The sequence below is a fragment of the Pseudomonas rhizophila genome (genome assembly GCF_003033885.1).
In the GTDB taxonomy this organism is placed as follows: domain Bacteria; phylum Pseudomonadota; class Gammaproteobacteria; order Pseudomonadales; family Pseudomonadaceae; genus Aquipseudomonas; species Aquipseudomonas rhizophila.
Genome location: NZ_CP024081.1, coordinates 1,483,275 through 1,506,803 on the forward strand (window position 1 = coordinate 1,483,275; position 23,529 = coordinate 1,506,803).

Consider the following 23,529-nt stretch of genomic DNA (forward strand, 5'->3'; position numbering starts at 1 on the left):
AGGCCACAGCTTTCTGACTCAATCAATGTGATGCGCTATCCTGCGCGCCCTCAAAACCCAATCGCCACAGGATTTTCCCCATGAAAGCCGCACTCGTCGAACTCATCAGCAAAATAAGCTCCGGCTGCCTGGGCGATGCGGACGTTGCGAAAATCGCTGACGAAGCGGCCCAGGCCTACGCCGACCCGGCGGCTTTTCTGGCGGCCAACCCGGACATCAACTACGACGACAGCTTCCCGATTCCACTGGGCGAGTGGGTGGTGGTGGGGAGTCTGCCGGACACCGTGTTGTTTCAGGCCGACACTTATGTAGAGCTGTTCGAACAGATCGTTGCCTCGTTCGGACCCGGTGTGGCCTTCAACCTCAAGCCCAAGCAACTGGCGAAAACCGAAGCCCTGACGGCGCTCAATCGCATCCAGATCCAGATGAGCAGTCTGAACAAGGAAAACGGCGGTTATGTGCTGATGAATTTCAGCCAGTTGCTCGACGATGAACTGCAAATGGTTCTGGTGTATGGCAACGACGTGCCGCGCGTGCTGGAGCTGTGCGCCGAAGTCGGCATCGCCGCCGCGCCGGCCCTGGAAGCGTTGAAGGTTGCGATCCACGTCTGACGCAATAAAACGGAACCCTCGCCGGGCCCCCGCTATCCTAAGTGGGCATATCACCATCTGGGAGCGACACCATGGGTTCCACCTTCAACGGCCTGATTGGCCTGATCATCCTGGCGCTCGATATCTGGGCGATCATCAATGTGCTCAAGAGTGGCGCGGGAACGGGGGCAAAAGTCCTGTGGGTGCTGTTGATCCTTCTGCTGCCAGTGCTGGGCCTGATCATCTGGGCGATTGCCGGGCCGCGGGGCAACGTGCGGATCTGACCGCTTTTTGATGTTGCCCGGCAGGCCTCGGCCGCCGGGCATTACGACCCTGTCGCGACGGTATCAGGCCGTCGCCAGTGCGTGTTTTTTCGAGGTCTTCAGGAAACTCAGCAAGGCAAGCAGCGGGAAGCCGCTGCCGATGATCACCACCCATAACCAGCCGCCGTGCTCGTACACCGCGCTGGCAATCGATGAACCAAACGCGCCGCCGACGAAGATGCTGGTCATGTACAGCGCATTGAGACGACTGCGGCTTTTGGCATCGAGGGCATAGATGGTGCGCTGGCCCAGGACCATGTTCATCTGCACACAGAAATCCAGCACCACGCCCGTAACCGCTAGGCCAATAACGCTGTAGAGCGGATGGATGAACGCTGGCAGAAAACTCAGGCTGGCCAACAGCATTGCCAGCAACGAAGCGATGCGGGTATGACCGGCATCCGCCAGGCGACCGGCAATGGGCGCGGCGATGGCGCCAATGGCACCGACCAGGGCGAACAGGGCGATTTCAGTTTGCGACAGACCATGATTGCGCGACAGCTCCAGCGGCACGGCGGTCCAGAACAGGCTGAAGGTGGCGAACATGCAGGCCTGGTAAAAGGCTCGTTGGCGCAACAATGGCTGCTGGCGCAACAGGGTGCCGAGCGAGCCCAGCAGTTGGCCATAAGAGGCGCTGTGGTCGGGTTGGCGCCTGGGCACGGTCAATGCGAGGACGATGCTGATCGCCGCCATCAAGGCGGCGGCGATCATGAACATCGCCCGCCAGCCGAAGTGATCGGCCACCACGCTTGAGATCGGCCGCGCCAGCAGGATCCCCAGCAGCAGGCCGCCCATGATCCCGCCCACGACCCGCCCTCTGGACTCTTCCGGGGCCAAGTGCGCGGCCAGCGGGATCAGGACTTGCACCGACACCGAACTGAACCCCACCAGCAGCGAGACCAGCAGGAACACGTTCGGCTGGTCGGTGAACGCTGCCGCCAACAGACTGGCAATCGCCACAACGGTGGTGAGGATCATCAGGCGACGGTTTTCCAGCAGGTCCCCCAGTGGCACGAGGAAAAACAGGCCCAGGGCATAACCGATCTGAGTCAGCGAGACGATCAGGCTGGCCATGGTGCTGCTCAGGCCGACGTCGGGTGCGATCAGTTCGATAATGGGCTGGGCGTAGTAGATGTTGGCGACAATGGCGCCGCAGCAGAAGGCGAAGAGCAGGACCATGCCGCGAGTCAGGCTTGTACCGGCGGGCACGGAGGAGGGATGGGCACTCATGGCAATCTCATTAGTAGCTTGAAAGGATGGCGTGAGGCTAAAGAGTTAGCGGGCTCTGGAACAGGCTTTGTGGCTGATATCGGACATGCTTGCTATTGATGATGAAACAGGCGTGATCGTTCCCACGCGGGGCCTGGGAACGATCAAATGTGGATAGGACGTTATTGCCCGCTGTAGATCTGGTCGAAAACCCCACCGTCATTGAAGTGAGTCTTCTGCACTGTGCGCCAGTCGCCGAAGGTTTTTTCCACGGACAGGAAGTCCACTTTCGGGAAACGGTCGGTGTATTTGGCGAGTACCGCAGGGTCCCGTGGGCGCAGGTAGTTGGCGGCGGCGATTTCCTGGCCTTCGGGCGACCACAGGTACTTGAGGTAGGCCTCGGCGGCCTCGCGAGAACCTTTCTTCTCGACCACTTTATCGACCACGCTCACCGGTGGCTCGGCTTCGGCAGAAACGCTCGGGTAGATCACCTCGAACTGGTCGCGGCCAAATTCGCGGGCGATCATCTCGGCTTCGTTTTCAAAGGTCACCAGCACGTCGCCGATCTGGTTGGTCATGAAAGTGGTCGTCGCGGCACGGCCACCGGTATCCAGTACCGGCGCCTGCTTGAACAGTTTGCCGACGAAGGCTTTGGCCTTGTTCTCGTCACCGCCATTCTTGAGCACATACCCCCAGGCCGACAGGTAGGTGTAGCGACCGTTGCCGGAGGTCTTTGGGTTGGGCACGATCACCTGCACGCCGTCCTTGAGCAGGTCGGGCCAATCTTTCAGCGCTTTCGGGTTGCCCTTGCGCACGATGAACACGGTGGCCGAGGTGAACGGGGCACTGTTGTTCGGCAAGCGGGTGACCCAGTTTTCGGGCACCAGTTTGCCGTTATCCGCCAGGGCATTGATGTCGGTGGCCATATTCATGGTGATGACGTCAGCTGGCAGCCCGTCGATCACCGAGCGTGCCTGCTTGCTGGAACCGCCGAAAGACATCTGCACGATGATGTTTTCGTTGTGCTCGGCCTGCCAGTGTTTCTGGAAAGCCGTGTTGTAGTCCTTGTAGAAATCGCGCATCACGTCGTAGGAAACGTTGAGCAGGGGCGGGGCGGCGTGGGCCAGGCTGCCAAAGGTCAGGCCAGCGGCGAGAAGGGAGGCACCAAAGAAGTTCTTCACTGCGAATTCCTTTTTATTTGAAAGGGGTTCCGGGCAATTAGCCGGCACACTAGCGGCAAGCCAATAGGCCATCAAGCATTAAAAAGTGCTTTGCTTATTCCAGTTTCTTAAACAGCGCATTGCCGCAACGGGAGCAGAACGCAGCTCCATGATCGTGGTTGTTTTTGCTGCAGACCGGACAATCATGCTTGAGCTGGTCACCGCGCATGGCCGTGGCCAGCTCAGCGGTGAAAATGCCCGTCGGCACGGCGATGATCGAGTAACCGGTGATCATCACCAGGGACGAAACCACCTGGCCCAATGCCGTCTTGGGCACGATATCGCCAAAGCCCACGGTGGTCAGTGTGACGATGGCCCAATAGATGCCCTTGGGAATGCTGGTGAAACCGTTCTCGGGGCCTTCAATGACGTACATCAAGGTGCCGAACACGGTCACCAGGGTCGAGACGCTGACCAGGAACACGATGATTTTCTGCTTGCTCCCCCGCAGCGCCGCCAGTAGGTAGTTGGCTTGCTTGAGGTAAGGGCTGAGCTTGAGCACGCGGAATATCCGCAGCATGCGAATGATGCGAACGATCAGCAGATACTGGGCGTCGCTGTAGTACAGCGCCAGGATCCCGGGCACGATCGCCAGCAAGTCCACCAGGCCGTAGAAGCTGAACGCATAGCGCAGGGGCTTGGGCGAGCAGTACAGGCGCAGGCCATATTCGACGATGAAGATGAAGGTGAACCCCCATTCGATGGCGGCCAGCAGGGAGGCGTAGTTCTGGTGCACGCTGTCGATGCTGTCGAGCATCACGATCACCAGGCTGGCGAGGATGATCAACAGCAGTGTGCTGTCGAAGCGCCGGCCGGCCACGGTGTCGGTCTGGAAAATGATCACGTAGAGGCGTTCACGCCAGTTGCTGCTATCCATAACCTTCGCCTGAACCAATAGTCAGCGAAGCCTAGGGTGATTGCCCCGCAAAGCGCAAGGCGCAGTGTCCCGACTGGCCTGTTGCCACACTCGGTGGGTGGCATGAACCAGCCAGCAGGCCAGGATGAAGGGCGCGGTCAGCGGCGCCAGACCGAGGGCAAGAAAGCCCGGTGTGAGTATGAGCGCCAGCACAATACCCGCCAGCGGCAACCATCGCTGGCGGCGTTGTTGGCTGAGGGCCAGCGCCACCAGGGCCGGGTTATAACCGCCGAGCCCCGACAGGGCTTGGGTCGTGTCGTGATGCAGCAGGGAGAACCCCAGGCCAGCGGCTGAACCCAGCATCGCCCACCCGGCGGCGCGTGGATTGGCAATCAACAATCCCACAGCGATCAGCGCACCGGCGAATGGCTGGTCGAGAAACATGACCTGACCGAGTCCGCTCCAACAAGCGGCCAGCAAATTGGCCATCGTCAGTTCAACCGAAACGGGTGATGGCTGTGCCGGGGCAAAACTCAGCAGCAACCAGCCCAGCGCCACGAACGGCGCGGTGTAGGCGGGCAGGCACTGAGGGCCACGGCTGCGCTTGAGCCATTGCTCGGTCAACATCGCGCTGAGGCCGCCGCTGGCAATAATCAATGGCGGCAACACGGCTGACCAGGGTAACGCGAGGCTCAATAGCAAGCCCAGCAGGATGCCGTTGTAACTGAACAGTCCGGCCTGTCGATCAACCTTGGCATAACCGCGTCGCTGGGCGGTGAGCAACCCGGCCACGCCGCCGAGCAACGCACCGCCAAACAAGGCGGGTGCGGTGAAGAGAATCGCCAGCAGGCACAGCAGACCGCACAGCGGATGACGCTGGAGGAAAATCTGGCTGAAGCCGTTGAGCAGGGCGGTGGCCCAGTCGGGGCAGTGGGTGTTGGGCATGGCTAGGCGTGTCTGAGGGACCGAGTGGGTTTCATCGCGAGCAGGCTCGCTCCCACACAGGATCTGTGGTGTTCACAAAAACCCTGTGGGAGCGAGCCTGCTCGCGATGAGGCCGATACAGGCGCTAAATCAACGTCTCAATGCGCAACGAATTGGTCGACCCCGGCTGCCCGAACGGCACGCCGGCTGTGATCAGTAGGGTGTCGCCCCGCTGGGCCATGCCCTGGGCCTGGGCGATTTCCAGGGCCGTAGAGCACACTTCGTCCACTTGGCGCAGCCGATCGTTGACCACCGAATGCACGCCCCAGGCCACCGTCAGACGGCGGGCTGCTTGCAGGTTGGGCGTGAGGTTGAGGATCGGCACCGTCGGCCGCTCCCGCGCCGCCCGCAGGCTGGAGCTGCCCGATTCGCTGTAGTTCACCAGCACCGCTACCGGCAGTACATTGCTGATACGCCGGATTGCGCAACTGATGGCGTCCGACGCCGTGGCTTCGGCCTTCGGCCGGCTGACATCCAACTGCGCCTGGTAATCCGGGCCGTTCTCCACCTGGCGGATGATCTTGCTCATGATCTGCACGGCTTCGAGGGGGTAATCGCCCGACGCGGTTTCCGCCGACAGCATCACTGCATCGGCCCCTTCAGCCACGGCGTTGGCCACATCGGTGACTTCGGCTCGGGTGGGTGCGGGAGAAAAACGCATGGATTCGAGCATCTGCGTGGCCACCACCACCGGTTTACCAAGGGCGCGGCAGGTGCCGATGATGTTCTTCTGGATCTGCGGCACGCTTTCGGCCGGCACTTCGACACCCAAGTCACCCCGGGCAACCATGATCGCGTCGCTCAGTTCGGCGATCTCCCGAAGCTGGGTCACCGCCGACGGTTTCTCGATCTTGGCCATCAGGAATGCCTTGTCGCCAATCAACGCACGCGCCTCGCGGATGTCCTCGGGGCGCTGCACGAACGACAGCGCCACCCAGTCCACGCCCAGCTCCAGGCCAAAGCTCAAGTCGCGACGGTCCTTGGCGGTCAGCGGGCTCATGTCGAGCACGGCCTGGGGCACATTCACGCCTTTGCGGTCTGACAGTTCGCCGCCGTTGAGCACTTGGGTGTCGATGGCATCGGCGTGTTTGGTGGTCACACGCAGGCGCAGCTTGCCGTCGTCCAGCAGCAGGTCCATGCCCGGCTCCAGGGCCGCGATGATCTGTGGGTGGGGCAGGTTGACCCGCTGTTCATCGCCGGGCGTGGCGTCCAGATCCAGGCGCAGGGCCTGGCCGCGTTGCAGCAGCACTTTGCCGTCGGCGAATGTACCCACGCGAAGTTTCGGGCCCTGCAAGTCCATCAGAATGCCCAGTGGGTAGTTGAGCTGCTGCTCGACGTCACGAATCCACTGGTAGCGCTGGGCGTGGTCGGCATGCTCGCCGTGGCTGAAGTTCAGGCGGAAAATATTCACGCCGGCTTGCACCAGTTCACGAATGTCATCGATCCCACGGGTTGCGGGGCCAAGGGTCGCGAGAATCTTGACCTTTTTATCAGGCGTCATGTTTGGGGTTCTCAAGAATCAGGATGGCGCGAAAGTCGTTGACGTTGGTGCGCGTCGGCTCGGTAACGATCAACGCCTCCAGCGCGGCGAAGTAGCCGTAGCCATTGTTATTGTCCAGCTCGTTGCTGGCGCTCAGGCCCAGTTCGGCGGCTCGGCGATAGCTGTCCGGGGTCATGATGGCGCCGGCGTTGTCTTCGGAACCGTCGATGCCGTCCGTGTCACCGGCCAGTGCGTAGATGCCGGGATGGCCCTTGAGGCTGTCGGTCAGGCTGAGCAGGAATTCTGCGTTGCGTCCGCCCCGGCCATTGCCGCGCACGGTGACTGTGGTTTCGCCGCCGGAGAGGATCACGCATGGCGCCGCCAGAGGCTGGCCGTGCAGGGCAATTTGCCGGGCGATACCGGCGTGGACTTTGGCCACTTCCCGGGATTCGCCTTCCAGGTCGCCGAGGATCAACGGGCTGAAACCGGCCTGGCGGGCTTTCACCGCCGCCGCTTCCAGTGATTGTTGGGGACGGGCGATCAATTGGAAGTGACTGCGGGCCAGGCGCGGGTCGCCGGGTTTGACGGTTTCCGATTCCGGGCTTTGCAACCAGTTGCGCACCGAGGCCGGTACTTCAATGTTGTAGCGCTTGAGGATCGCCAAGGCTTCGGCCGACGTACTGGGGTCGGCCACGGTGGGGCCGGAGGCGATGACCGTGGCGAGGTCGCCGGGCACATCGGAAATCGCGTAGGTGTAGACCGTCGCCGGCCAGCAGGCCTTGCCCAGGCGCCCGCCCTTGATTGCCGAGAGATGTTTGCGCACGCAATTCATCTCGCCGATGGTGGCACCGGACTTGAGCAAAGCCTTGTTGATCGATTGCTTGTCGGCCAGGGTGATGCCTGCTGCCGGCAGCGCCAGCAACGCCGAGCCGCCGCCGGACAGCAGGAAAATAACCCGGTCGTCTTCGTTGAGGTTGCTGACCAGCTCCAGCACCCGTTGGGCCACCGCCAGGCCCGCCGCATCAGGCACCGGGTGAGCGGCTTCCACTACTTCGATCTTCTGGCAAGGCGCGCCATGGCCGTAGCGGGTCACCACCAAACCGGTGACGTCGCCCTGCCAGCAGCGCTCGACCACCTGCGCCATCGCCGCGGCGGCCTTGCCGGCGCCGATGACGATCACCCGGCCGCTGCGATCGCTGGGCAGATACTGTTCAAGGACATGCTGCGGATGGGCCGCATCGATGGCTGTGGCAAACAGCTCGCGCAGCAATTGTTGCGGATCGACCGACATGGCGGACTCCCGATTTTTATTATTGGATGAAGCGACTCGATTCCCTGTGGGAGCGAGCCTGCTCGCGATGGCGTTAATCCAGTCACTTTATGTGTTGAATGTAAGACCGCTATCGCGAGCAGGCTCGCTCCCACAGGGGTTAGTGCAGGTTTACTTGTCGCGAATCGAGAAATTCGCCATGTGCTCCAACCCCTTGATCAACGCCGAGTGATCCCAGTTGCTGCCGCCGATGGCCGCGCAGGTGCTGAAAACTTGCTGGGCGTTGGCGGTGTTGGGCAGGTTGATGTTCAGCTCCTTGGCGCCTTGCAGGGCCAGGTTCAGGTCCTTCTGGTGCAGGCTGATGCGGAAGCCCGGATCGAAGGTGCCCTTGATCATGCGCTCGCCGTGTACTTCCAGGATCTTCGAAGAGGCAAAACCGCCCATCAACGCTTCGCGAACCTTGGCCGGATCGGCGCCGTTTTTCGCGGCGAACAGCAGGGCTTCGGCCACGGCCTGGATGTTCAGCGCGACGATGATCTGGTTCGCCACTTTCGCGGTCTGGCCGTCGCCGTTGCCACCCACCAGGGTGATGTTCTTGCCCATGGCCTGGAACAGCGGCAGGGCGCGCTCGAAAGCGCCGCTGTCGCCGCCGACCATGATGCTCAGTGTGGCGGCCTTGGCGCCGACTTCACCACCGGACACGGGGGCATCGAGGTATTGCGCACCTTTTTCATTGATCCTGGCCGCGAACGCCTTGGTGGCGGTGGGGGAGATCGAGCTCATGTCGATGACCACCTTGCCCGTGCCCACGCCCGCCGCGACGCCATCGGCGCGAAACAGCACGTCATCGACCTGCGGGGTGTCCGGGACCATGACGATGATGAACTCGGCTTCCTGGGCGACTTCCTTCGGGTTGGCCAGCGCCACCGCGCCGCCGGCCAGCAGATCGGCGGGGGCCGGGTCGTGGTGCTGGCTCAGGAACAGACTGTGCCCGGCCTTTTGCAGGTTCATTGCCATGGGGTGGCCCATGATGCCGGTGCCGATGAATCCGATTTTAGCCATGAGAAAATCCTCTTGTTTTTATTACTGCTTCAGCAAATGAGACTGCTTTCCTGTGGGAGCGAGCCTGCTCGCGATGTCGGTTTCACATTCAACGAATAGGTTGGCTGGACTACAGCTATCGCGAGCAGGCTCGCTCCCACAGGGGATTTTTTGGGTCAGACTGCGTTATGGCTTTTCAGCCACCCCAGACCCGCTTCCGTGCTGGTCAGCGGCTTGTATTCGCAGCCGACCCAGCCCTGGTAACCGATGCGGTCCAAGTGTTCGAACAGGAAGCGGTAGTTGATCTCGCCGGTTCCCGGCTCGTTGCGTCCCGGGTTGTCCGCCAGTTGCACATGGTTGATCTGACCCAGGTGCGCCGACAGGGTCCGGGCCAGGTCGCCTTCCATGATTTGCATGTGGTAGATGTCGTATTGCAGGAACAGGTTGGCGCTGCCCACCTGCTCGCGGATCGACAGGGCCTGGGCGGTGTTGTTCAAGTAGAAACCGGGAATGTCGCGGGTGTTGATGGCTTCCATCACCAGCTTGATGCCTTTGGCCTGCAGCTTCTCGGCAGCGTATTTCAGGTTGGCGACGAAGGTTTTCTCCACCAGGGCCTTGTCGCAGTTCTGCGGACAAATGCCGGCCAGGCAGTTGACCTGGGTGTTGCCCAGCACCTGGGCATAAGCGATCGCCAGGTCAACGCCCGAGCGGAACTCTTCAACCCGGTCCGGCAGACAGGCAATGCCGCGCTCGCCCTTGGCCCAGTCGCCGGCCGGCAGGTTGAACAACACCTGGGTCAGGCCATTGGCCTGGAGCAGCGCCTTGAGCTCGGCGGAGCTGTAGTCATAAGGGAACAGGTATTCGACACCCGTGAAACCGGCCTTGGCGGCCGCTTCGAAACGGGCGAGGAAATCCTGCTCGGTGAACAGCATGGACAGGTTGGCTGCAAAACGCGGCATGGTGGTCTCCTATAAATAGTTGGCAGGCCCCCTGTGGGAGCGAGCTTGCTCGCGATAGCGGTGTGTCTGCTTGCATCCATGTTGAATGTAGCGCCGTCATCGCGAGCAAGCTCGCTCCCACAGGAGTGCGTCGGCATTCAATCGAGCAACGAAATCGCTGTCGGCGCATCGTTGCCCACCAGCGCCAGGTCTTCGAATTCGTTGACTGCGTTGATCTCGGTGCCCATGGAAATGTTGGTCACCCGTTCCAGGATGATCTCGACGATCACCGGCACCTTGAACTCCTCGATCAACTCCTGGGCCTTGCGCAGCGCCGGCTGGATGCCGGACGGTTCGAACACCCGCAGCGCCTTGCAACCCAGGCCCTCGGCCACGGCGACGTGGTCCACGCCATAACCGTTGAGTTCCGGGGCGTTGAGGTTGTCGAAGGACAGTTGCACGCAATAGTCCATGTCGAACCCGCGCTGGGCCTGGCGGATCAACCCCAGGTAGGAGTTGTTCACCACCACGTGGATGTACGGCAGCTTGAACTGCGCGCCTACCGCCAGCTCTTCGATCATGAACTGGAAGTCATAGTCGCCCGACAGCGCCACGACCTTGCGGCTCGGGTCGGCCTTGACCACCCCCAGTGCCGCCGGAATGGTCCAGCCCAACGGGCCGGCCTGGCCGCAGTTGATCCAGTGGCGCGGTTTGTAGACGTGCAGGAACTGCGCCCCGGCGATCTGCGACAGCCCGATGGTGCTGACGTAGCAGGTGTCCTTGCCGAAGACCTGGTTCATTTCTTCGTACACACGCTGGGGTTTGACCGGCACGTTGTCGAAGTGGGTCTTGCGCTGCAGGCTGGCCTTGCGCTGCTGGCAGTCCTGCAGCCAGGCGCTGCGGTTTTTCAGTTTGCCGGCGGCTTGCCATTCGCGGGCGACTTCGATGAACGCCGTCAGTGCCGAAGCGGCGTCGGACACGATGCCCAGGTCGGGGGTAAACACACGGCCGATCTGGGTCGGCTCGATGTCCACATGAATGAAGGTGCGGCCTTCGGTGTAGACATCCACCGAACCGGTGTGGCGGTTAGCCCAGCGGTTGCCGATACCCAGCACCACGTCCGATTTGAGCAGCGTCGCATTGCCATAGCGGTGGGAGGTTTGCAGGCCGACCATGCCGACCATCAGCGGGTGATCGTCAGGGATGGTGCCCCAGCCCATCAAGGTAGGGATGACTGGGATGCCGGTCAGTTCAGCGAACTCCACCAGCAGCTCGCTGGCATCGGCGTTGATGATCCCGCCGCCGGCCACCAGCAAGGGGCGCTCGGCCTGATCGAGCATGGCCAGGGCCTTTTCGATCTGTACGCGGTTGGCGGCGGGTTTGGCCAGGGGCAGCGGTTGGTAGGCGTCGATGTCGAATTCGATCTCGGCCATCTGCACGTCGAACGGCAGGTCGATCAACACCGGGCCCGGGCGACCGGAGCGCATCTCAAAGAAGGCTTTCTGGAAAGCGTACGGCACCTGGCCCGGTTCCAGAACGGTGGTGGCCCACTTGGTCACCGGTTTGACGATGCTGGTGATATCCACAGCCTGGAAATCTTCCTTGTGCAGGCGGGCGCGGGGCGCTTGGCCGGTGATGCACAGGATCGGGATCGAGTCGGCCGAAGCGCTGTAGAGCCCCGTCACCATGTCGGTCCCCGCCGGCCCCGAGGTGCCGATGCACACGCCAATGTTACCGGCCTTGGTGCGGGTGTAGCCCTCGGCCATGTGGGAGGCGCCTTCAACGTGGCGAGCGAGGACATGATCGATGCCACCCACCTTTTGCAGGGCAGAGTACAGCGGGTTGATCGCGGCACCCGGGATGCCGAAGGCGGTGTCCACGCCTTCACGGCGCATCACCAGAACGGCGGCTTCGATTGCTCTCATTTTGCTCATGATTTTGTGCCTCTTACGTTTTGTAATTGTATACAAGTGGCTTTGCACTGAGTGTATTCACGGCGGACGGCGCAGGTCAATCCATTTCCTCAAGCACCTGTTTCATTCGTCGGAAGGCCGTAAATGCTGTGGCTTTTCGTCGATAAGGTTACGTTGTTGGATTTATTGTATACAAAAAATATTATCATTGTGTTCTATTGTTTGCGTCTGGTTTTGCCAAAGGCAATGCCAGGAACGTTTCCCACAACAAAAAAAGGACAGCACCCATGAGCGCTTTAACCTTGAAAGTCGCCGTCAGCCTGACGGGGCAAGCCCTTGCCGCAGGCCGTGAAATCAGCGCTGCACCGCTGACCATTGCGGTCCTGGACAGCGGCGGCCATCTGATTGCCTTGCAACGCGAAGACGGCGCGAGCCTGCTTCGCCCTCAGATCGCTTTCGGTAAGGCTTGGGGCGCCATCGCCCTGGGCAAGGGCTCACGCTTGCTCGCCCAGGACGCCCAACAACGCCCGGCCTTCTTCGCCGCGTTGAACGGCCTGGGGCAGGGCAGCGTCGTGCCGGCCCCGGGTGGGGTGTTGATCAGGGATCAGGAGGGGCGCGTGCTGGGCGCCATCGGCATCAGTGGCGATACCTCGGATGTTGATGAGCAGGTTGCGATCAGGGCCGTGGAGGGAGTGGGGTTGATGGCGGATGCGGGGGTGGCTTGATGTATTGACTGACCTATTGCTATCGCGAGCAGGCTCGCTCCCACAGGTGGACTTGGGCGGACACAATATGTATGGGCACCGCAAATCCCCTGTGGGAGCGAGCCTGCTCGCGATGGCCATCCAGCAGACACATCCAGCTAAAAGTTTGCCTCCTATCCAGGCATGCACAGATCTAGCCTTCTTCATGAGTCAATCATCAAAGGGGCAAGGAATGCCTGGTTCACCTGCTTCACATAGACTGCGCCTCGGTCGCTACGCCGAATCCAGTCGGGTCTATTTACTGACCACCAACACATTTGGCCGCATACCAATTTTTAAGGACGTTATCCTGGGTAGATTGGTCGTTGAGCAATTTCGAAAAGCTCAGGAGCAAGGCTGGGCCGACTCATTGGCTTGGGTGGTCATGCCTGATCATTTCCATTGGTTGATCGAGTTGCGAAGGGGATCTTTGAGTGAGTTGATGCAAAGGATCAAATCATTGAGTACCAAAGCTGTAAATCTGCGCCTGGGTAATAAAGTCAGCCTTTGGCAGCAAGGATTTCATGACCGCGCACTGCGGCGGGAAGACGAGTTGATCATAATGGCGCGCTATGTCGTCGCTAACCCGTTGCGGGCAGGTCTCGTGAAGCGGCTTGGCGATTATCCGCTGTGGGATGCCATTTGGCTTTGACTCGAAATCGAGTTGCCGCTATCGCGAGCAGGCTCGCTCCCACAAGGGATTTAGGTTGCTCGCAGAATCTACATTCACAGCAGAACCCTGTGGGGCGAGTCTGCGCGAGAAAGCCCGTTCCCACAGGGTTTATGTGATGGACACAAAATGTCTGAACACAGAAAATCCCCTGTGGGAGCGAGCCTGCTCGCGATGGCCGCGGCACGGTTCTGAGCCTAGCGATCCACCTCACACCCCTTCAACACCAACCGAATAATCGTCTGCGCCGCCGCTTCGTAATCCGCCTCATCCAGCTTCGCCTTGCCGGTCACGGCGCTGATCTGCCAGTCGAAATCGGCATAGGTCTGGGTGGCGGCCCAGATGCTGAACATCAGGTGGTTGGGGTCGATGGGGGCGATCTGGCCGCGGTCGATCCAGGTCTGGATGCAGTCGATGTTGTGCCGGGCCTGGGCGTTGAGTTGTTCCACCAGGTCGGCACTCAGGTGTGGGGCGCCGTGCATGATTTCGCTGGCGAAGACTTTTGAGGCGAAGGGCAGGTCGCGGGAGATGCGGATCTTGGAGCGGATGTAGTGGCTCAGCACTTCGCCGGGCACGCCGTCCGCGTTGAACGGGGTCGAGGCCTGGAGGATTGGCTCGATGATACTTTCCAGCACCTCGCGGTAGAGATTTTCCTTGGACTTGAAATAGTAGTAGACGTTGGGTTTTGGCAGGCCCGCCTTGGCCGCGATATCGCTGGTTTTGGTCGCCGCGAAGCCCTTGTCGGCAAACTCTTCGCTGGCGGCACGCAGGATCAGTTCTTTGTTGCGCTCGCGGATAGTGCTCATAAACCCAGGGGTTCCTTGCCTGTTCTGGCGGTTGCGCATGGTAGCACCGGCCTCGCGAAGCGCTCAAGAATGCCCCGCGGCCACGTCGGGCGCGCTATGCTGCGCAGCATTATTGTTCAAGGAGTTCCTCCATGGCCGGAAGCAGTTTGCTGTTACTGATCGACGATATCGCCACAGTGCTCGACGATGTTGCATTGATGACCAAGATGGCCGCCAAGAAAACCGCCGGCGTGCTCGGCGATGACCTGGCGCTCAATGCCCAGCAGGTGTCAGGCGTGCGTGCCGAGCGGGAAATACCGGTGGTCTGGGCGGTGGCCAAGGGGTCGTTCATCAACAAACTGATCCTGGTGCCGTCGGCGTTGGCCATCAGCGCTTTCGTGCCCTGGCTGGTGACGCCACTGCTGATGGTGGGGGGCGCCTACCTGTGCTTCGAAGGGTTCGAGAAACTGGCCCACAAGTTCCTTCACAGCAAGGCGCAAGACCAGGCCGAGCATGCGCAACTGGTCGAGGCCGTGGCGAATCCGGCGGTCGATCTGGTGGCCTTCGAAAAGGACAAGATCAAAGGTGCGATACGCACCGACTTCATCCTCTCGGCGGAAATCATCGCCATCACCCTCGGCACCGTCGCTGATGCACCGCTGACCCAGCAGGTGATCGTGCTGTCGGGTATCGCCATCGTCATGACCGTCGGCGTCTATGGTTTGGTGGCCGGGATCGTCAAGCTCGATGACCTGGGGTTGTGGCTGACGCAGAAGCCGGGGCAATGGGCCAAGAGCGTCGGTGGCGCCATCCTGCGCGCCGCGCCCTACATGATGAAAGGCCTGTCGGTGATCGGCACGGCGGCGATGTTCCTGGTGGGCGGCGGCATCCTGACCCATGGCGTGCCGGTGGTGCATCACTGGATCGAAGGTGTGACGGCCAGTGCTGGCGGCGCCGGGTTCATTGTGCCGTTGCTGCTTAATGCGGTGGCCGGGATTGTGGCGGGGGCGCTGGTGTTGGCGGGAGTGATGGTGGTTGGCAAGGTCTGGAAGGCGCTGAAAAGCTGAATCTGACAACACATGACAACTGTGGGAGCGAGCCTGCTCGCGATAGCGGTCTACCAGCCAACATAAATGTTGAATGGCAGGCCCTCATCGCGAGCAGGCTCGCTCCCACAGTGGGTTTTGGGGTGGCCGGGAGTTACTCGGCAATCTGCAACTTGCGCGACTCGGTATACACGTAACGCACCTTCTCATATTCGAATGGCGAGTTCAGTTGGCCATAGCGGAAGCTGGTCTGGTGGCGCTTGTCCACGGCGCGCAGGAGCAGCAGTTCCGGGTGGTTGCCGCTGACTTCTGAAACGTTGAGGAAGTTGATCGCCGATTCAGCCGTGTAGTCCACCAGCAATCCCGAGGTGTCGCGAAGGTTCGAAGGGCCGAAGATCGGCAGTACGAAATACGCACCGCCGGGCACGCCATAGAAGCCCAGGGTCTGACCGAAGTCTTCGCTCTGGCGCGGCAGGCCCATGGCGGTGGCCGGGTCCCACAGGCCGGCGATGCCGACGGTGGTGTTGAGCAGCAGGCGTGCCGTGGTTTCCATCGAACGCTTGCCCTTGAATTGCAGCAGGCTGTTCATCAGGTTCGGCACGTCTCCCAGGTTATTGAAGAAGTTGCTCACCCCGGTGCGCAGGAAACCTGGCGTGATGTAACGGTAACCATCGACGACTGGCAGGAAGACCCACTGATCGAATCGATAATTGAAGTGGTAAACGCGGCGGTTCCAGGACTCCAGCGGGTCATAGACGTTCAGGGCGTTGAGGGTCGAGCGCTCGAATTCGCGCTGGTCCAGCCCGGGGTTGAACTTGAGCTTGCTCAACGGTTCCTTGAAACCGTCGGAGTCCACCACCACAGGCGCGTTGGCCTTGCTGTTATCGGCGTGGACCATGCCAGCACTCATTAACGCGGCGATAAGCAGGAGATATTTAGCCACGGAAGAACTCCAGCATGGCGTCGCTGTTGACGCGGTAGTTTAGGTTGCCGCAGTGGCCGCCCAATGGGTAAACCGTCAGGCGGTCGCCAAAGGTCTTGCGCAAGAAGCCCAGATCGCCCGGGCCGAGGATGACGTCGTCGGCGTTGTGCATGACGGCAATCTTCGGACTGTCGTGCAGGTAATCCTTGAGCGCATAAAGGCTGACCTGATCGATCAGTTGCAACAGGCTGCCGCCGTCGGTGCGTGCGCGCCACATCGGAATCACCTGCTCGGTGAGATAGCAGTCGAAATCGCATTGCAACGCGCGCTTGAGGAACGGCGTCAGGCTGGTGCTTTCGGTAATCGGGAATTTGGGCGGGATGATCAGGCCGCGACGGTTGATCAGGTCCGAGGTGAATGCAATGTCGGCCGCCGAGAAGCGGAACGAAGTGCCAATCAGCATCGCCATCTGCTCGTTGGTCAGGTGCTGCTTGGACTGCTGGAAGTCATAGAGCAGGGCATCGTTGAGATCGATGTAGCCTTTTTGCTGGAAGTAACGAGTCAGCTTGTTGAGCACCAACTCATAAAAAGTGGTGGTGTTGTTGATGCCTTTGACCTCGGTCTGGACCAGTTTGTCCAGGTTGGTGATCGAGGTATAGAGGTTGACCGGCGGGTTAAGCAATAGCACTTTCTTGAAGTTGAAGCTGCGTCGGGTTTCATCCAGATGCGCGACGAAAGCCGCGTCCAGGGCGCCGAGGCTGTAGCCGGTGAGGTAATACTCGGTCACGGGCAACTTGGGGTTCTGCGCGCGCACGGCCTGCATCACCCGGTACATGTCTTCGGCGTCTTCCTTGGTGATGCCGGGTGTGGCGAAGCGCGAAGCGGCACTCATGAAGTCAAAGCTGGTGGGCGACGACAGCTGCACCACGTGGTAACCGGCCTTGTAATAGAGGCGCTTGAGGTATTCGTTGAGGCTGCTGTCGTATCGTGCGCCGGTGCCAGCGATCAGGAAGATCAGCGGCGCGGGCTTGTCCTGGGTCGCCATGCGGTAGGTGAGGCTTTTCACCGGCCAGAAATTGTCTGGCAGGATGAACTCGCGTTCCGGGCGCAGGGTCAGGCTGTGGTCCGCCTGGTCGATATCTTCGATCGGGGGCAGTTCCGGGCGCAGGTCCGGTGGCGTAGTGGCGATGGTCGCCTCGAACGGGTTGGTCAAGGGGTAGCCATAGCTGGCGGCATCGATGTCCACCGCCAGCGCGGACGCACTCAGAATAAGGCCGCCGGCGAAGGCAGCGAAGCGCAAGGAATGGAGCATGACTGGATCCCTTAAAGGAAGATGCCGATTGAAGTTCGCAGGCTATGACCGCCGAAGTGAAGCCAAGTGCCATGATTGGCACAAAACAGGCACAAAACAGGCACAAACGGGGCGCGATAGTAGCGCGAAGATACACGGTCACGCGTGGTAGCGGCTAGTTATCTGGCGGTTTGCCGAATTCGGGCGTGACCGGCAGGAGAGCATTTTTGTTGGCCCGAATGGCGAAGGCAGGTAGCTGGCGTTCTGATGTCGTTTCTCGTTGCTTCAACGTCGCAGGCAGAGCAGGTTCCAGATCGGCGCAGGTTGATGATCAACGAGTCAGTACTCCACTGACGTTCGAACCGGTTTTGCAGGCGAGCGTGATGGGGGCGCTGTGCACCATAACAATACGTTGACGCCGCTCGGCATCCGTCGGGCGCAGCACTTTCGGGGAAGTAACGATGAGAATGCGACGACTCTTGGGCGCAGGTGCCGCACTGGTACTGGCGATCAGCTCCACACTGGCCAGCGCCGAAACCAAAACCCTGAGCATCGGTTATGTCGATGGCTGGTCCGACAGCGTCGCGACCACCCATGTGGCGGCCGAAGTCATCAAGCAGAAACTGGGCTATGACGTGAAGCTGCAAGCGGTTGCGACCGGGATCATGTGGCAAGGCGTAGCCACTGGCAAACTCGACGCGATGCTCTCGGCCTGGCTGCCGGTGACCCATGGCGACTACTGGACCAAGAACAAGGATCAGGTGGTCGATTACGGTCCGAACTTCAAGGATGCAAAAATCGGCCTGATCGTGCCGGAGTACGTCAAGGCCCAGTCCGTGGCCGACCTCAAGACCGATGACAGCTTCAAGAACCGCATTGTCGGTATCGACGCCGGTTCAGGTGTCATGATCAAGACCGAGCAGGCCATCAAGGATTACGACCTGACCGGGTATCAACTCAAGGCCAGTTCCGGCGCCGGCATGATTGCCGAGCTGACCCGTGCCGAGAAGAAAAAAGAATCCATCGCCGTCACCGGTTGGGTGCCGCACTGGATGTTCGCCAAGTGGAAACTGCGCTTCCTGGAAGACCCGAAAGGCGTTTACGGCGCGGCTGAAACCGTGAACAGCATCGGCAGCAAGGAGCTGGACACCAAGGCGCCGGAAGTGGTCGCGTTCCTGAAGAAGTTCCAGTGGAACTCGAAAGACGAAATCGGCGAGGTCATGCTGGCGATTCAGGAAGGCGCCAAGCCGGACGTCGCTGCCAAGGATTGGGTTGCCAAACACCCGGACCGCGTGAAGGAGTGGACCGGCAAGTAATCCGCCCGGTTTAACATCCTCGAAACCGCATGACGTGGCGTCATGCGGTTTTTTTATGCCTGCGTTTTTTAGCCTCGCCCACGTCCTTGTGGGAGCGAGCCTGCTCGCGATGGCGACGGTACATTCGACAGGTGCACCCACAGACCCACCGCTATCGCGAGCAGGCTCGCTCCCACAAGGGGTAACGGTGCTCGTCATCAATCGATAAACGTCATGTCGTTCTAATACTAAGGTCGTCTGGAACCTGGCCTTCAGCCGCATAGAGTAGAGCTGTTCCAATTAAATCTGTGCTGCGAGGATAAAAACAATGAACGACAGCATTTACCTCTCGATTCAAAACAGCCCGCGCTTCAAGGAGCTGGTGAGAAAAAGAGAAAAGTTCGCCTGGATTCTCTCGGCGATCATGCTTGGGTTGTATTCAGGCTTCATTCTTCTGATTGCCTACGGGCCGCATGTTCTCGGGGCCAAGATTTCGCCCGAGTCCACCATTACCTGGGGTATCCCCATAGGTGTCGGCCTGATCGTCTCGGCCTTCATCCTGACCGGTATCTACGTGCGACGCGCCAACGGTGAGTTCGACGATCTGAACAATGCGATTCTCAAGGAGGCTCAGCAATGATCCGGCGTCTAATGGCTCTGTTGAGCATCGCAGCTTTCGCACCGGGGGCCTGGGCGGCTGAAGCCCTGACCGGTGCCGTGCAGAAACAACCGCTTAACGTTTCGGCCATTGTCATGTTCGTGGCTTTCGTTGGCGCGACCTTGTGCATTACCTACTGGGCGTCCAAGCGCAACAACTCGGCAGCCGACTACTATGCTGCGGGCGGGCGGATCACCGGTTTCCAGAACGGCCTGGCGATTGCCGGTGACTACATGTCGGCCGCGTCCTTCCTGGGGATTTCCGCGCTGGTGTTCACGTCTGGCTACGACGGTCTGATCTACTCCATCGGCTTTTTGGTCGGCTGGCCGATCATTCTGTTCCTGATCGCCGAGCGCCTGCGTAACCTGGGTAAATACACCTTTGCCGACGTGGCGTCCTACCGCCTGGGGCAAACCCAGATCCGCACCTTGTCTGCCAGCGGCTCGCTGGTCGTGGTGGCGTTCTACCTGATCGCGCAGATGGTGGGTGCCGGTAAGCTGATCCAGCTGCTGTTCGGCCTGGATTATCACGTTGCGGTGATTCTGGTCGGTATCCTGATGTGCCTCTACGTGCTGTTCGGCGGCATGCTGGCCACTACCTGGGTACAGATCATCAAGGCGGTGCTGTTGCTGTCGGGCGCTTCGTTCATGGCGCTGATGGTCATGAAGCACGTCAACTTCGACTTCAACATGCTGTTCTCCGAGGCGGTCAAGGTTCACGCCAAGGGTGAAGCGATCATGAGCCCTGGTGGCCTGGTCAAGGATCCGATCTCGGCGTTCTCCCTGGGTCTGGCGCTGATGTTCGGTACCGCTGGCCTGCCGCACATTCTGATGCGCTTCTTCACCGTGAGTGACGCCAAGGAAGCTCGCAAGAGCGTGCTGTACGCCACTGGCTTCATCGGTTACTTCTACATCCTGACCTTCATCATCGGCTTCGGCGCGATCCTGCTGGTCAGCACCAACCCGGCCTTCAAGGACGCGGCAGGTGCCTTGCTGGGTGGCAACAACATGGCGGCGGTGCACCTGGCTGACGCGGTGGGTGGCAGCATCTTCCTGGGCTTCATCTCGGCCGTAGCCTTTGCCACCATCCTGGCGGTAGTGGCGGGTCTGACCCTGGCCGGTGCCTCGGCGGTGTCCCATGACCTGTATGCCAGTGTCGTCAAGAAAGGCAAAGCCAACGAGAAGGATGAGATCCGCGTGTCGAAGATCACCACCATCGCCCTGGCGGTGCTGGCGATCGGCCTGGGCATCCTGTTCGAGAAGCAGAACATCGCGTTCATGGTGGGCCTGGCGTTCTCCATCGCGGCAAGCTGCAACTTCCCGGTACTGCTGCTCTCGATGTACTGGAAGAAGCTGACTACCCGTGGCGCCATGATTGGCGGCTGGCTGGGCCTGGTCAGTGCCGTGGGCCTGATGGTGCTCGGTCCGACCATCTGGGTGCAGATCCTGGGTCACGAGAAGGCGATCTTCCCGTATGAATACCCTGCGCTGTTCTCGATGGCCATTGCCTTCGTCGGCATCTGGTTCTTCTCCGTCACCGACAAGTCGGCTGAAGGCGTGAACGAGCGTGCACTGTTCTTCCCGCAGTTTGTGCGTTCGCAGACTGGTCTGGGGGCGAGTGGGGCGGTTAACCATTGATGTAGCGAGAAGTGCTTGAAGAAATACCCCGGTCGAGAGGCTGGGGTATTTTTTTGTGTTGGGTTTAAGGGGCGGCAGGCCGGCCGCTAATCGCGAGCAGGCTCGCTCCCACAGGGGGAGTGCATTTCAATGTGGGAGCGAGCCTGCTCGCGATGACGCCGGACCGGGCGAAGAAGATGGGGAGGGGCACAAACAAAACGGCCCCCGCTCTTATATAAGAAGCGGGGGCCGTTTCGGTGCAGCTTGGGACCTATCGCAAGGCAGGTCTTACTTGCGGTCTTCCAGCTGGGTGATGTCACGCGACTCGTAGCCGGTGTACAACTGGCGCGGGCGGCCGATCTTGTACGGGCTGGAGAGCATTTCCTTCCAGTGGGAGATCCAGCCCACGGTCCGCGCCAGGGCGAAGATCACGGTGAACATGCTGGTTGGAATGCCGATCGCCTTGAGGATGATCCCCGAGTAGAAGTCGACGTTCGGGTACAGCGAGCGTTCGATGAAGTACGGGTCGGTCAGGGCGATCTCTTCCAGGCGCATGGCCAGTTCGAGTTGCGGATCGTTCTTGATCCCCAGTTCCTTGAGCACTTCGTCGCAGGTCTGCTTCATGACGGTGGCGCGCGGGTCGCGGTTCTTGTAGACCCGGTGACCGAAGCCCATCAGCTTGAACGGATCGTTCTTGTCCTTGGCCTTGGCGATGAACTTGTCGATGTTCGAGACATCGCCGATTTCATCGAGCATGGTCAATACCGCTTCGTTGGCACCGCCGTGGGCTGGGCCCCAGAGTGCGGCGATACCGGCGGCGATACAGGCGAACGGGTTGGCACCCGAGGAGCCGGCCAGGCGCACGGTGGACGTGGAGGCGTTCTGCTCGTGGTCGGCGTGGAGGATGAAGATCCGGTCCATGGCCTTGGCGAGCACCGGGCTGATCGGTTTGATCTCGCACGGGGTGTTGAACATCATATGCAGGAAGTTTTCTGCATAAGTCAGGTCATTGCGCGGGTACATCATGGGCTGGCCCATGGAGTACTTGTAGACCATGGCTGCCAGGGTCGGCATCTTTGCCACCAGGCGGATCGCGGAGATTTCGCGATGCTGGGGGTTATTGATGTCCAGGGAGTCGTGGTAGAAGGCCGAGAGGGCGCCGACAACGCCGCACATGACGGCCATCGGGTGGGCATCGCGACGGAAGCCGTTGAAGAAGGTCTTCAACTGTTCGTGAACCATGGTGTGGTTCTTCACGGTGCTGACGAACTGGGCCTTTTGCTCTGCGGTTGGCAGCTCGCCGTTGAGCAGCAGGTAGCAGGTTTCCAGGTAGTCCGACTTTTCAGCCAGTTGTTCGATCGGGTAGCCGCGGTGCAGCAGGATGCCGTTGTCGCCGTCGATATAGGTGATTTTCGACTCGCACGAAGCGGTCGACATGAAACCCGGGTCAAAGGTGAAACGGCCCGTGGCCGTCAGGCCCCGTACGTCGATTACATCGGGACCAACGGTGCCGGTTAAAATGGGCAGCTCGACGGGGGCTGCGCCCTCGATGATCAACTGCGCTTTTTTGTCAGCCATGTGGCCTCCTATTAATGCTTGGAATCATCAGACAGACCCCCCACGCAGGGCCCGCACCACTATAGTGAGATAAATTCGAATGTCAATTTGCCTAAAGTCTTGCTCCAGAAGGCTTTAACCGGACTTTTTCCGCGAAATTGCCTGCCGTTTACGCCTTTTGCTTCATATGTGCAATGCGCTATTAGGGGAAGGTGAACGCGTTGTCATTAGTAGCCTAACTGTCTATACTCGGCCACCGACCGCCAGGGGCTTTTGGGCCTGCTTTCTTGGGGGTCGTCACTCCCTGGGTGGTGAGTACCTGACCAGTGCGCGCCCCAACAACTTTGCCCTGATTGTTAGGGGCTCTTCAGTGTGAAAAAAAGCCGTGAAAAGCCAACGACCTGTAAACCTAGACCTAAGGACCATCAAACTCCCAGTCACTGCTTACACGTCCATTCTTCACCGTATCTCCGGTGTCATTCTCTTCGTCAGCCTGGCCATCATGCTTTATGCATTGGACAAGTCGCTCGACTCGGAAGAAGGCTTCGGTCAGGTGAAAGCGTGTCTGACCAGTCCGCTAGCCAAGCTAGTGATTTGGGGCATCCTGTCCGCCTTGCTGTATCACCTGGTTGCCGGTGTGCGCCACTTGATCATGGACATGGGCATCGGTGAGACGCTGGAAGGCGGCAAGCTGGGCTCGAAAATCGTTATCGCCGTTTCCGTGGTGGTAATCGTTCTGGCAGGAGTCTGGATATGGTAACCAACGTCACGAACCTTTCCCGTTCGGGCCTCTATGACTGGATGGCGCAGCGTGTGTCTGCGGTCGTTCTCGCGGCTTACTTCATTTTCCTGATCGGATATGTCGTAGCAAACCCTGGCCTTGGCTATGCCCAATGGCACGAACTGTTCGCAAACAACTGGATGCGTATCTTCAGTCTGCTGTCGCTTGTCGCACTGGGCGCTCACGCCTGGGTCGGCATGTGGACCATCGCGACCGACTACCTGACGCCGATGGCGTTCGGCAAGTCGGCGACTGCCGTACGTTTCCTCTTCCAGGCAGTATGCGGCGTCGCGATGTTTGCGTACTTCGTCTGGGGTGTGCAGATTCTTTGGGGTATCTGA

General features: G+C 60.2%; 23 protein-coding genes. 10 read left to right on the forward strand and 13 right to left on the reverse strand.

What is annotated here, in order from left to right:
• Nucleotides 1–80 precede the first annotated feature (80 nt).
• Both CRX69_RS06940 and CRX69_RS06945 read left to right on the forward strand, forming a co-directional pair.
• Nucleotides 81–611: a hypothetical protein gene (locus CRX69_RS06940; RefSeq protein WP_076383801.1), complete on the forward strand. Its 531-nt coding sequence runs from the start codon at nt 81–83 to the stop codon at nt 609–611.
• Nucleotides 612–682: 71 nt separating this feature from the next.
• On the forward strand, nt 683–874 hold the full coding sequence (locus tag CRX69_RS06945; protein ID WP_047229615.1) for a PLDc N-terminal domain-containing protein: 192 nt from the start codon (nt 683–685) through the stop codon (nt 872–874).
• 63 nt (nt 875–937) lie between these two features.
• On the opposite strand, the gene CRX69_RS06950 is transcribed toward CRX69_RS06945, so the two are convergent.
• The 9 genes from CRX69_RS06950 to gcl form a co-directional block, all read right to left on the reverse strand.
• Nucleotides 938–2,143, reverse strand: coding sequence for an MFS transporter (locus CRX69_RS06950; RefSeq protein WP_107321771.1), 1,206 nt, complete (start codon nt 2,141–2,143; stop codon nt 938–940).
• A 161-nt stretch (nt 2,144–2,304) separates the two neighbouring features.
• Nucleotides 2,305–3,303, reverse strand: coding sequence for a sulfate ABC transporter substrate-binding protein (locus tag CRX69_RS06955; protein WP_047229613.1), 999 nt, complete (start codon nt 3,301–3,303; stop codon nt 2,305–2,307).
• 94 nt (nt 3,304–3,397) lie between these two features.
• Nucleotides 3,398–4,219 (reverse strand): ion transporter, encoded by an 822-nt coding sequence (locus tag CRX69_RS06960; RefSeq protein ID WP_047229612.1) that lies wholly within the window; start codon nt 4,217–4,219, stop codon nt 3,398–3,400.
• A 21-nt stretch (nt 4,220–4,240) separates the two neighbouring features.
• Nucleotides 4,241–5,143 (reverse strand): urea transporter, encoded by a 903-nt coding sequence (locus tag CRX69_RS06965; RefSeq protein ID WP_107321772.1) that lies wholly within the window; start codon nt 5,141–5,143, stop codon nt 4,241–4,243.
• A 124-nt stretch (nt 5,144–5,267) separates the two neighbouring features.
• Nucleotides 5,268–6,683 (reverse strand): pyruvate kinase, encoded by a 1,416-nt coding sequence (pyk, locus tag CRX69_RS06970; RefSeq protein WP_107321773.1) that lies wholly within the window; start codon nt 6,681–6,683, stop codon nt 5,268–5,270.
• A complete protein-coding gene (locus CRX69_RS06975) occupies nt 6,673–7,953 on the reverse strand; it encodes a glycerate kinase type-2 family protein (protein ID WP_107321774.1) in 1,281 nt (426 codons plus the stop codon). The genes pyk and CRX69_RS06975 overlap by 11 nt, the downstream gene beginning before the upstream one ends.
• 150 nt (nt 7,954–8,103) lie before the next feature.
• A complete protein-coding gene (locus CRX69_RS06985; protein WP_047229608.1) occupies nt 8,104–8,994 on the reverse strand; it encodes a 2-hydroxy-3-oxopropionate reductase in 891 nt (296 codons plus the stop codon).
• A gap of 155 nt (nt 8,995–9,149) precedes the next feature.
• On the reverse strand, nt 9,150–9,932 hold the full coding sequence (gene hyi, locus CRX69_RS06990; protein WP_047229607.1) for a hydroxypyruvate isomerase: 783 nt from the start codon (nt 9,930–9,932) through the stop codon (nt 9,150–9,152).
• Nucleotides 9,933–10,069: 137 nt separating this feature from the next.
• On the reverse strand, nt 10,070–11,845 hold the full coding sequence (gcl, locus tag CRX69_RS06995; protein ID WP_047229606.1) for a glyoxylate carboligase: 1,776 nt from the start codon (nt 11,843–11,845) through the stop codon (nt 10,070–10,072).
• Between the two features lie 266 nt (nt 11,846–12,111).
• Between gcl and CRX69_RS07000 the strand changes: the two genes are divergently transcribed.
• Together CRX69_RS07000 and CRX69_RS07005 are read left to right on the forward strand one after the other, a co-directional pair.
• Nucleotides 12,112–12,549, forward strand: coding sequence for a GlcG/HbpS family heme-binding protein (locus tag CRX69_RS07000; RefSeq protein ID WP_047229605.1), 438 nt, complete (start codon nt 12,112–12,114; stop codon nt 12,547–12,549).
• A 211-nt stretch (nt 12,550–12,760) separates the two neighbouring features.
• Entirely contained in the window at nt 12,761–13,219 is a 459-nt protein-coding gene (locus tag CRX69_RS07005) for an REP-associated tyrosine transposase (protein ID WP_047229658.1), read from the forward strand.
• A gap of 215 nt (nt 13,220–13,434) precedes the next feature.
• On the opposite strand, the gene CRX69_RS07010 is transcribed toward CRX69_RS07005, so the two are convergent.
• Nucleotides 13,435–14,043, reverse strand: a complete 609-nt coding sequence (locus CRX69_RS07010) for a TetR/AcrR family transcriptional regulator (RefSeq protein ID WP_047229604.1) — start codon at nt 14,041–14,043, stop codon at nt 13,435–13,437.
• Between the two features lie 131 nt (nt 14,044–14,174).
• Between CRX69_RS07010 and CRX69_RS07015 the strand changes: the two genes are divergently transcribed.
• A complete protein-coding gene (locus CRX69_RS07015; RefSeq protein ID WP_076383808.1) occupies nt 14,175–15,089 on the forward strand; it encodes a DUF808 domain-containing protein in 915 nt (304 codons plus the stop codon).
• 133 nt (nt 15,090–15,222) lie between these two features.
• Here CRX69_RS07015 and CRX69_RS07025 read toward each other — a convergent pair whose 3' ends face one another.
• Nucleotides 15,223–16,011, reverse strand: a complete 789-nt coding sequence (locus CRX69_RS07025) for an MlaA family lipoprotein (RefSeq protein ID WP_076383809.1) — start codon at nt 16,009–16,011, stop codon at nt 15,223–15,225.
• Nucleotides 16,004–17,302, reverse strand: coding sequence for an alpha/beta fold hydrolase (locus CRX69_RS07030; RefSeq protein WP_107321775.1), 1,299 nt, complete (start codon nt 17,300–17,302; stop codon nt 16,004–16,006). The genes CRX69_RS07025 and CRX69_RS07030 overlap by 8 nt, the downstream gene beginning before the upstream one ends.
• Nucleotides 17,303–17,742: 440 nt before the next feature.
• On the opposite strand from CRX69_RS07030, the gene CRX69_RS07035 reads away from it, so the two are divergent.
• From CRX69_RS07035 to CRX69_RS07045, 3 genes are all read left to right on the forward strand, one after another.
• Complete coding sequence (locus tag CRX69_RS07035) at nt 17,743–18,597, forward strand: glycine betaine ABC transporter substrate-binding protein (RefSeq protein WP_107321776.1); 855 nt, start codon at nt 17,743–17,745, stop codon at nt 18,595–18,597.
• A 307-nt stretch (nt 18,598–18,904) separates the two neighbouring features.
• Nucleotides 18,905–19,216 (forward strand): DUF485 domain-containing protein, encoded by a 312-nt coding sequence (locus CRX69_RS07040; RefSeq protein ID WP_047229599.1) that lies wholly within the window; start codon nt 18,905–18,907, stop codon nt 19,214–19,216.
• On the forward strand, nt 19,213–20,871 hold the full coding sequence (locus tag CRX69_RS07045; protein WP_047229598.1) for a cation acetate symporter: 1,659 nt from the start codon (nt 19,213–19,215) through the stop codon (nt 20,869–20,871). Before CRX69_RS07040 ends, CRX69_RS07045 begins: the two co-directional genes overlap by 4 nt.
• Before the next feature lie 267 nt (nt 20,872–21,138).
• Here CRX69_RS07045 and gltA read toward each other — a convergent pair whose 3' ends face one another.
• Nucleotides 21,139–22,428: a citrate synthase gene (gltA, locus tag CRX69_RS07050; protein ID WP_003204440.1), complete on the reverse strand. Its 1,290-nt coding sequence runs from the start codon at nt 22,426–22,428 to the stop codon at nt 21,139–21,141.
• Nucleotides 22,429–22,792: 364 nt separating this feature from the next.
• On the opposite strand from gltA, the gene sdhC reads away from it, so the two are divergent.
• Together sdhC and sdhD are read left to right on the forward strand one after the other, a co-directional pair.
• Nucleotides 22,793–23,167 (forward strand): succinate dehydrogenase, cytochrome b556 subunit, encoded by a 375-nt coding sequence (gene sdhC / locus CRX69_RS07055; protein ID WP_024780620.1) that lies wholly within the window; start codon nt 22,793–22,795, stop codon nt 23,165–23,167.
• Nucleotides 23,161–23,529: a succinate dehydrogenase, hydrophobic membrane anchor protein gene (gene sdhD, locus CRX69_RS07060; protein WP_047230490.1), complete on the forward strand. Its 369-nt coding sequence runs from the start codon at nt 23,161–23,163 to the stop codon at nt 23,527–23,529. Before sdhC ends, sdhD begins: the two co-directional genes overlap by 7 nt.

Excerpts from the sequence above, each read along its gene's own strand:
- CRX69_RS06940 (WP_076383801.1), top strand. The coding sequence starts at position 81 with ATGAAAGCCGCACTCGTCGAACTCATCAGCAAAATAAGCTCCGGCTGC.
- CRX69_RS06945 (WP_047229615.1), top strand. The coding sequence starts at position 683 with ATGGGTTCCACCTTCAACGGCCTGATTGGCCTGATCATCCTGGCGCTC.
- CRX69_RS06950 (WP_107321771.1), bottom strand. The coding sequence starts at position 2,143 with ATGAGTGCCCATCCCTCCTCCGTGCCCGCCGGTACAAGCCTGACTCGC.
- CRX69_RS06960 (WP_047229612.1), bottom strand. The coding sequence starts at position 4,219 with ATGGATAGCAGCAACTGGCGTGAACGCCTCTACGTGATCATTTTCCAG.
- CRX69_RS06965 (WP_107321772.1), bottom strand. The coding sequence starts at position 5,143 with ATGCCCAACACCCACTGCCCCGACTGGGCCACCGCCCTGCTCAACGGC.
- pyk (WP_107321773.1), bottom strand. The coding sequence starts at position 6,683 with ATGACGCCTGATAAAAAGGTCAAGATTCTCGCGACCCTTGGCCCCGCA.
- CRX69_RS06975 (WP_107321774.1), bottom strand. The coding sequence starts at position 7,953 with ATGTCGGTCGATCCGCAACAATTGCTGCGCGAGCTGTTTGCCACAGCC.
- CRX69_RS06985 (WP_047229608.1), bottom strand. The coding sequence starts at position 8,994 with ATGGCTAAAATCGGATTCATCGGCACCGGCATCATGGGCCACCCCATG.
- hyi (WP_047229607.1), bottom strand. The coding sequence starts at position 9,932 with ATGCCGCGTTTTGCAGCCAACCTGTCCATGCTGTTCACCGAGCAGGAT.
- gcl (WP_047229606.1), bottom strand. The coding sequence starts at position 11,845 with ATGAGCAAAATGAGAGCAATCGAAGCCGCCGTTCTGGTGATGCGCCGT.
- CRX69_RS07000 (WP_047229605.1), top strand. The coding sequence starts at position 12,112 with ATGAGCGCTTTAACCTTGAAAGTCGCCGTCAGCCTGACGGGGCAAGCC.
- CRX69_RS07005 (WP_047229658.1), top strand. The coding sequence starts at position 12,761 with ATGCCTGGTTCACCTGCTTCACATAGACTGCGCCTCGGTCGCTACGCC.
- CRX69_RS07010 (WP_047229604.1), bottom strand. The coding sequence starts at position 14,043 with ATGAGCACTATCCGCGAGCGCAACAAAGAACTGATCCTGCGTGCCGCC.
- CRX69_RS07015 (WP_076383808.1), top strand. The coding sequence starts at position 14,175 with ATGGCCGGAAGCAGTTTGCTGTTACTGATCGACGATATCGCCACAGTG.
- CRX69_RS07030 (WP_107321775.1), bottom strand. The coding sequence starts at position 17,302 with ATGCTCCATTCCTTGCGCTTCGCTGCCTTCGCCGGCGGCCTTATTCTG.
- CRX69_RS07035 (WP_107321776.1), top strand. The coding sequence starts at position 17,743 with ATGAGAATGCGACGACTCTTGGGCGCAGGTGCCGCACTGGTACTGGCG.
- CRX69_RS07040 (WP_047229599.1), top strand. The coding sequence starts at position 18,905 with ATGAACGACAGCATTTACCTCTCGATTCAAAACAGCCCGCGCTTCAAG.
- CRX69_RS07045 (WP_047229598.1), top strand. The coding sequence starts at position 19,213 with ATGATCCGGCGTCTAATGGCTCTGTTGAGCATCGCAGCTTTCGCACCG.
- gltA (WP_003204440.1), bottom strand. The coding sequence starts at position 22,428 with ATGGCTGACAAAAAAGCGCAGTTGATCATCGAGGGCGCAGCCCCCGTC.
- sdhD (WP_047230490.1), top strand. The coding sequence starts at position 23,161 with ATGGTAACCAACGTCACGAACCTTTCCCGTTCGGGCCTCTATGACTGG.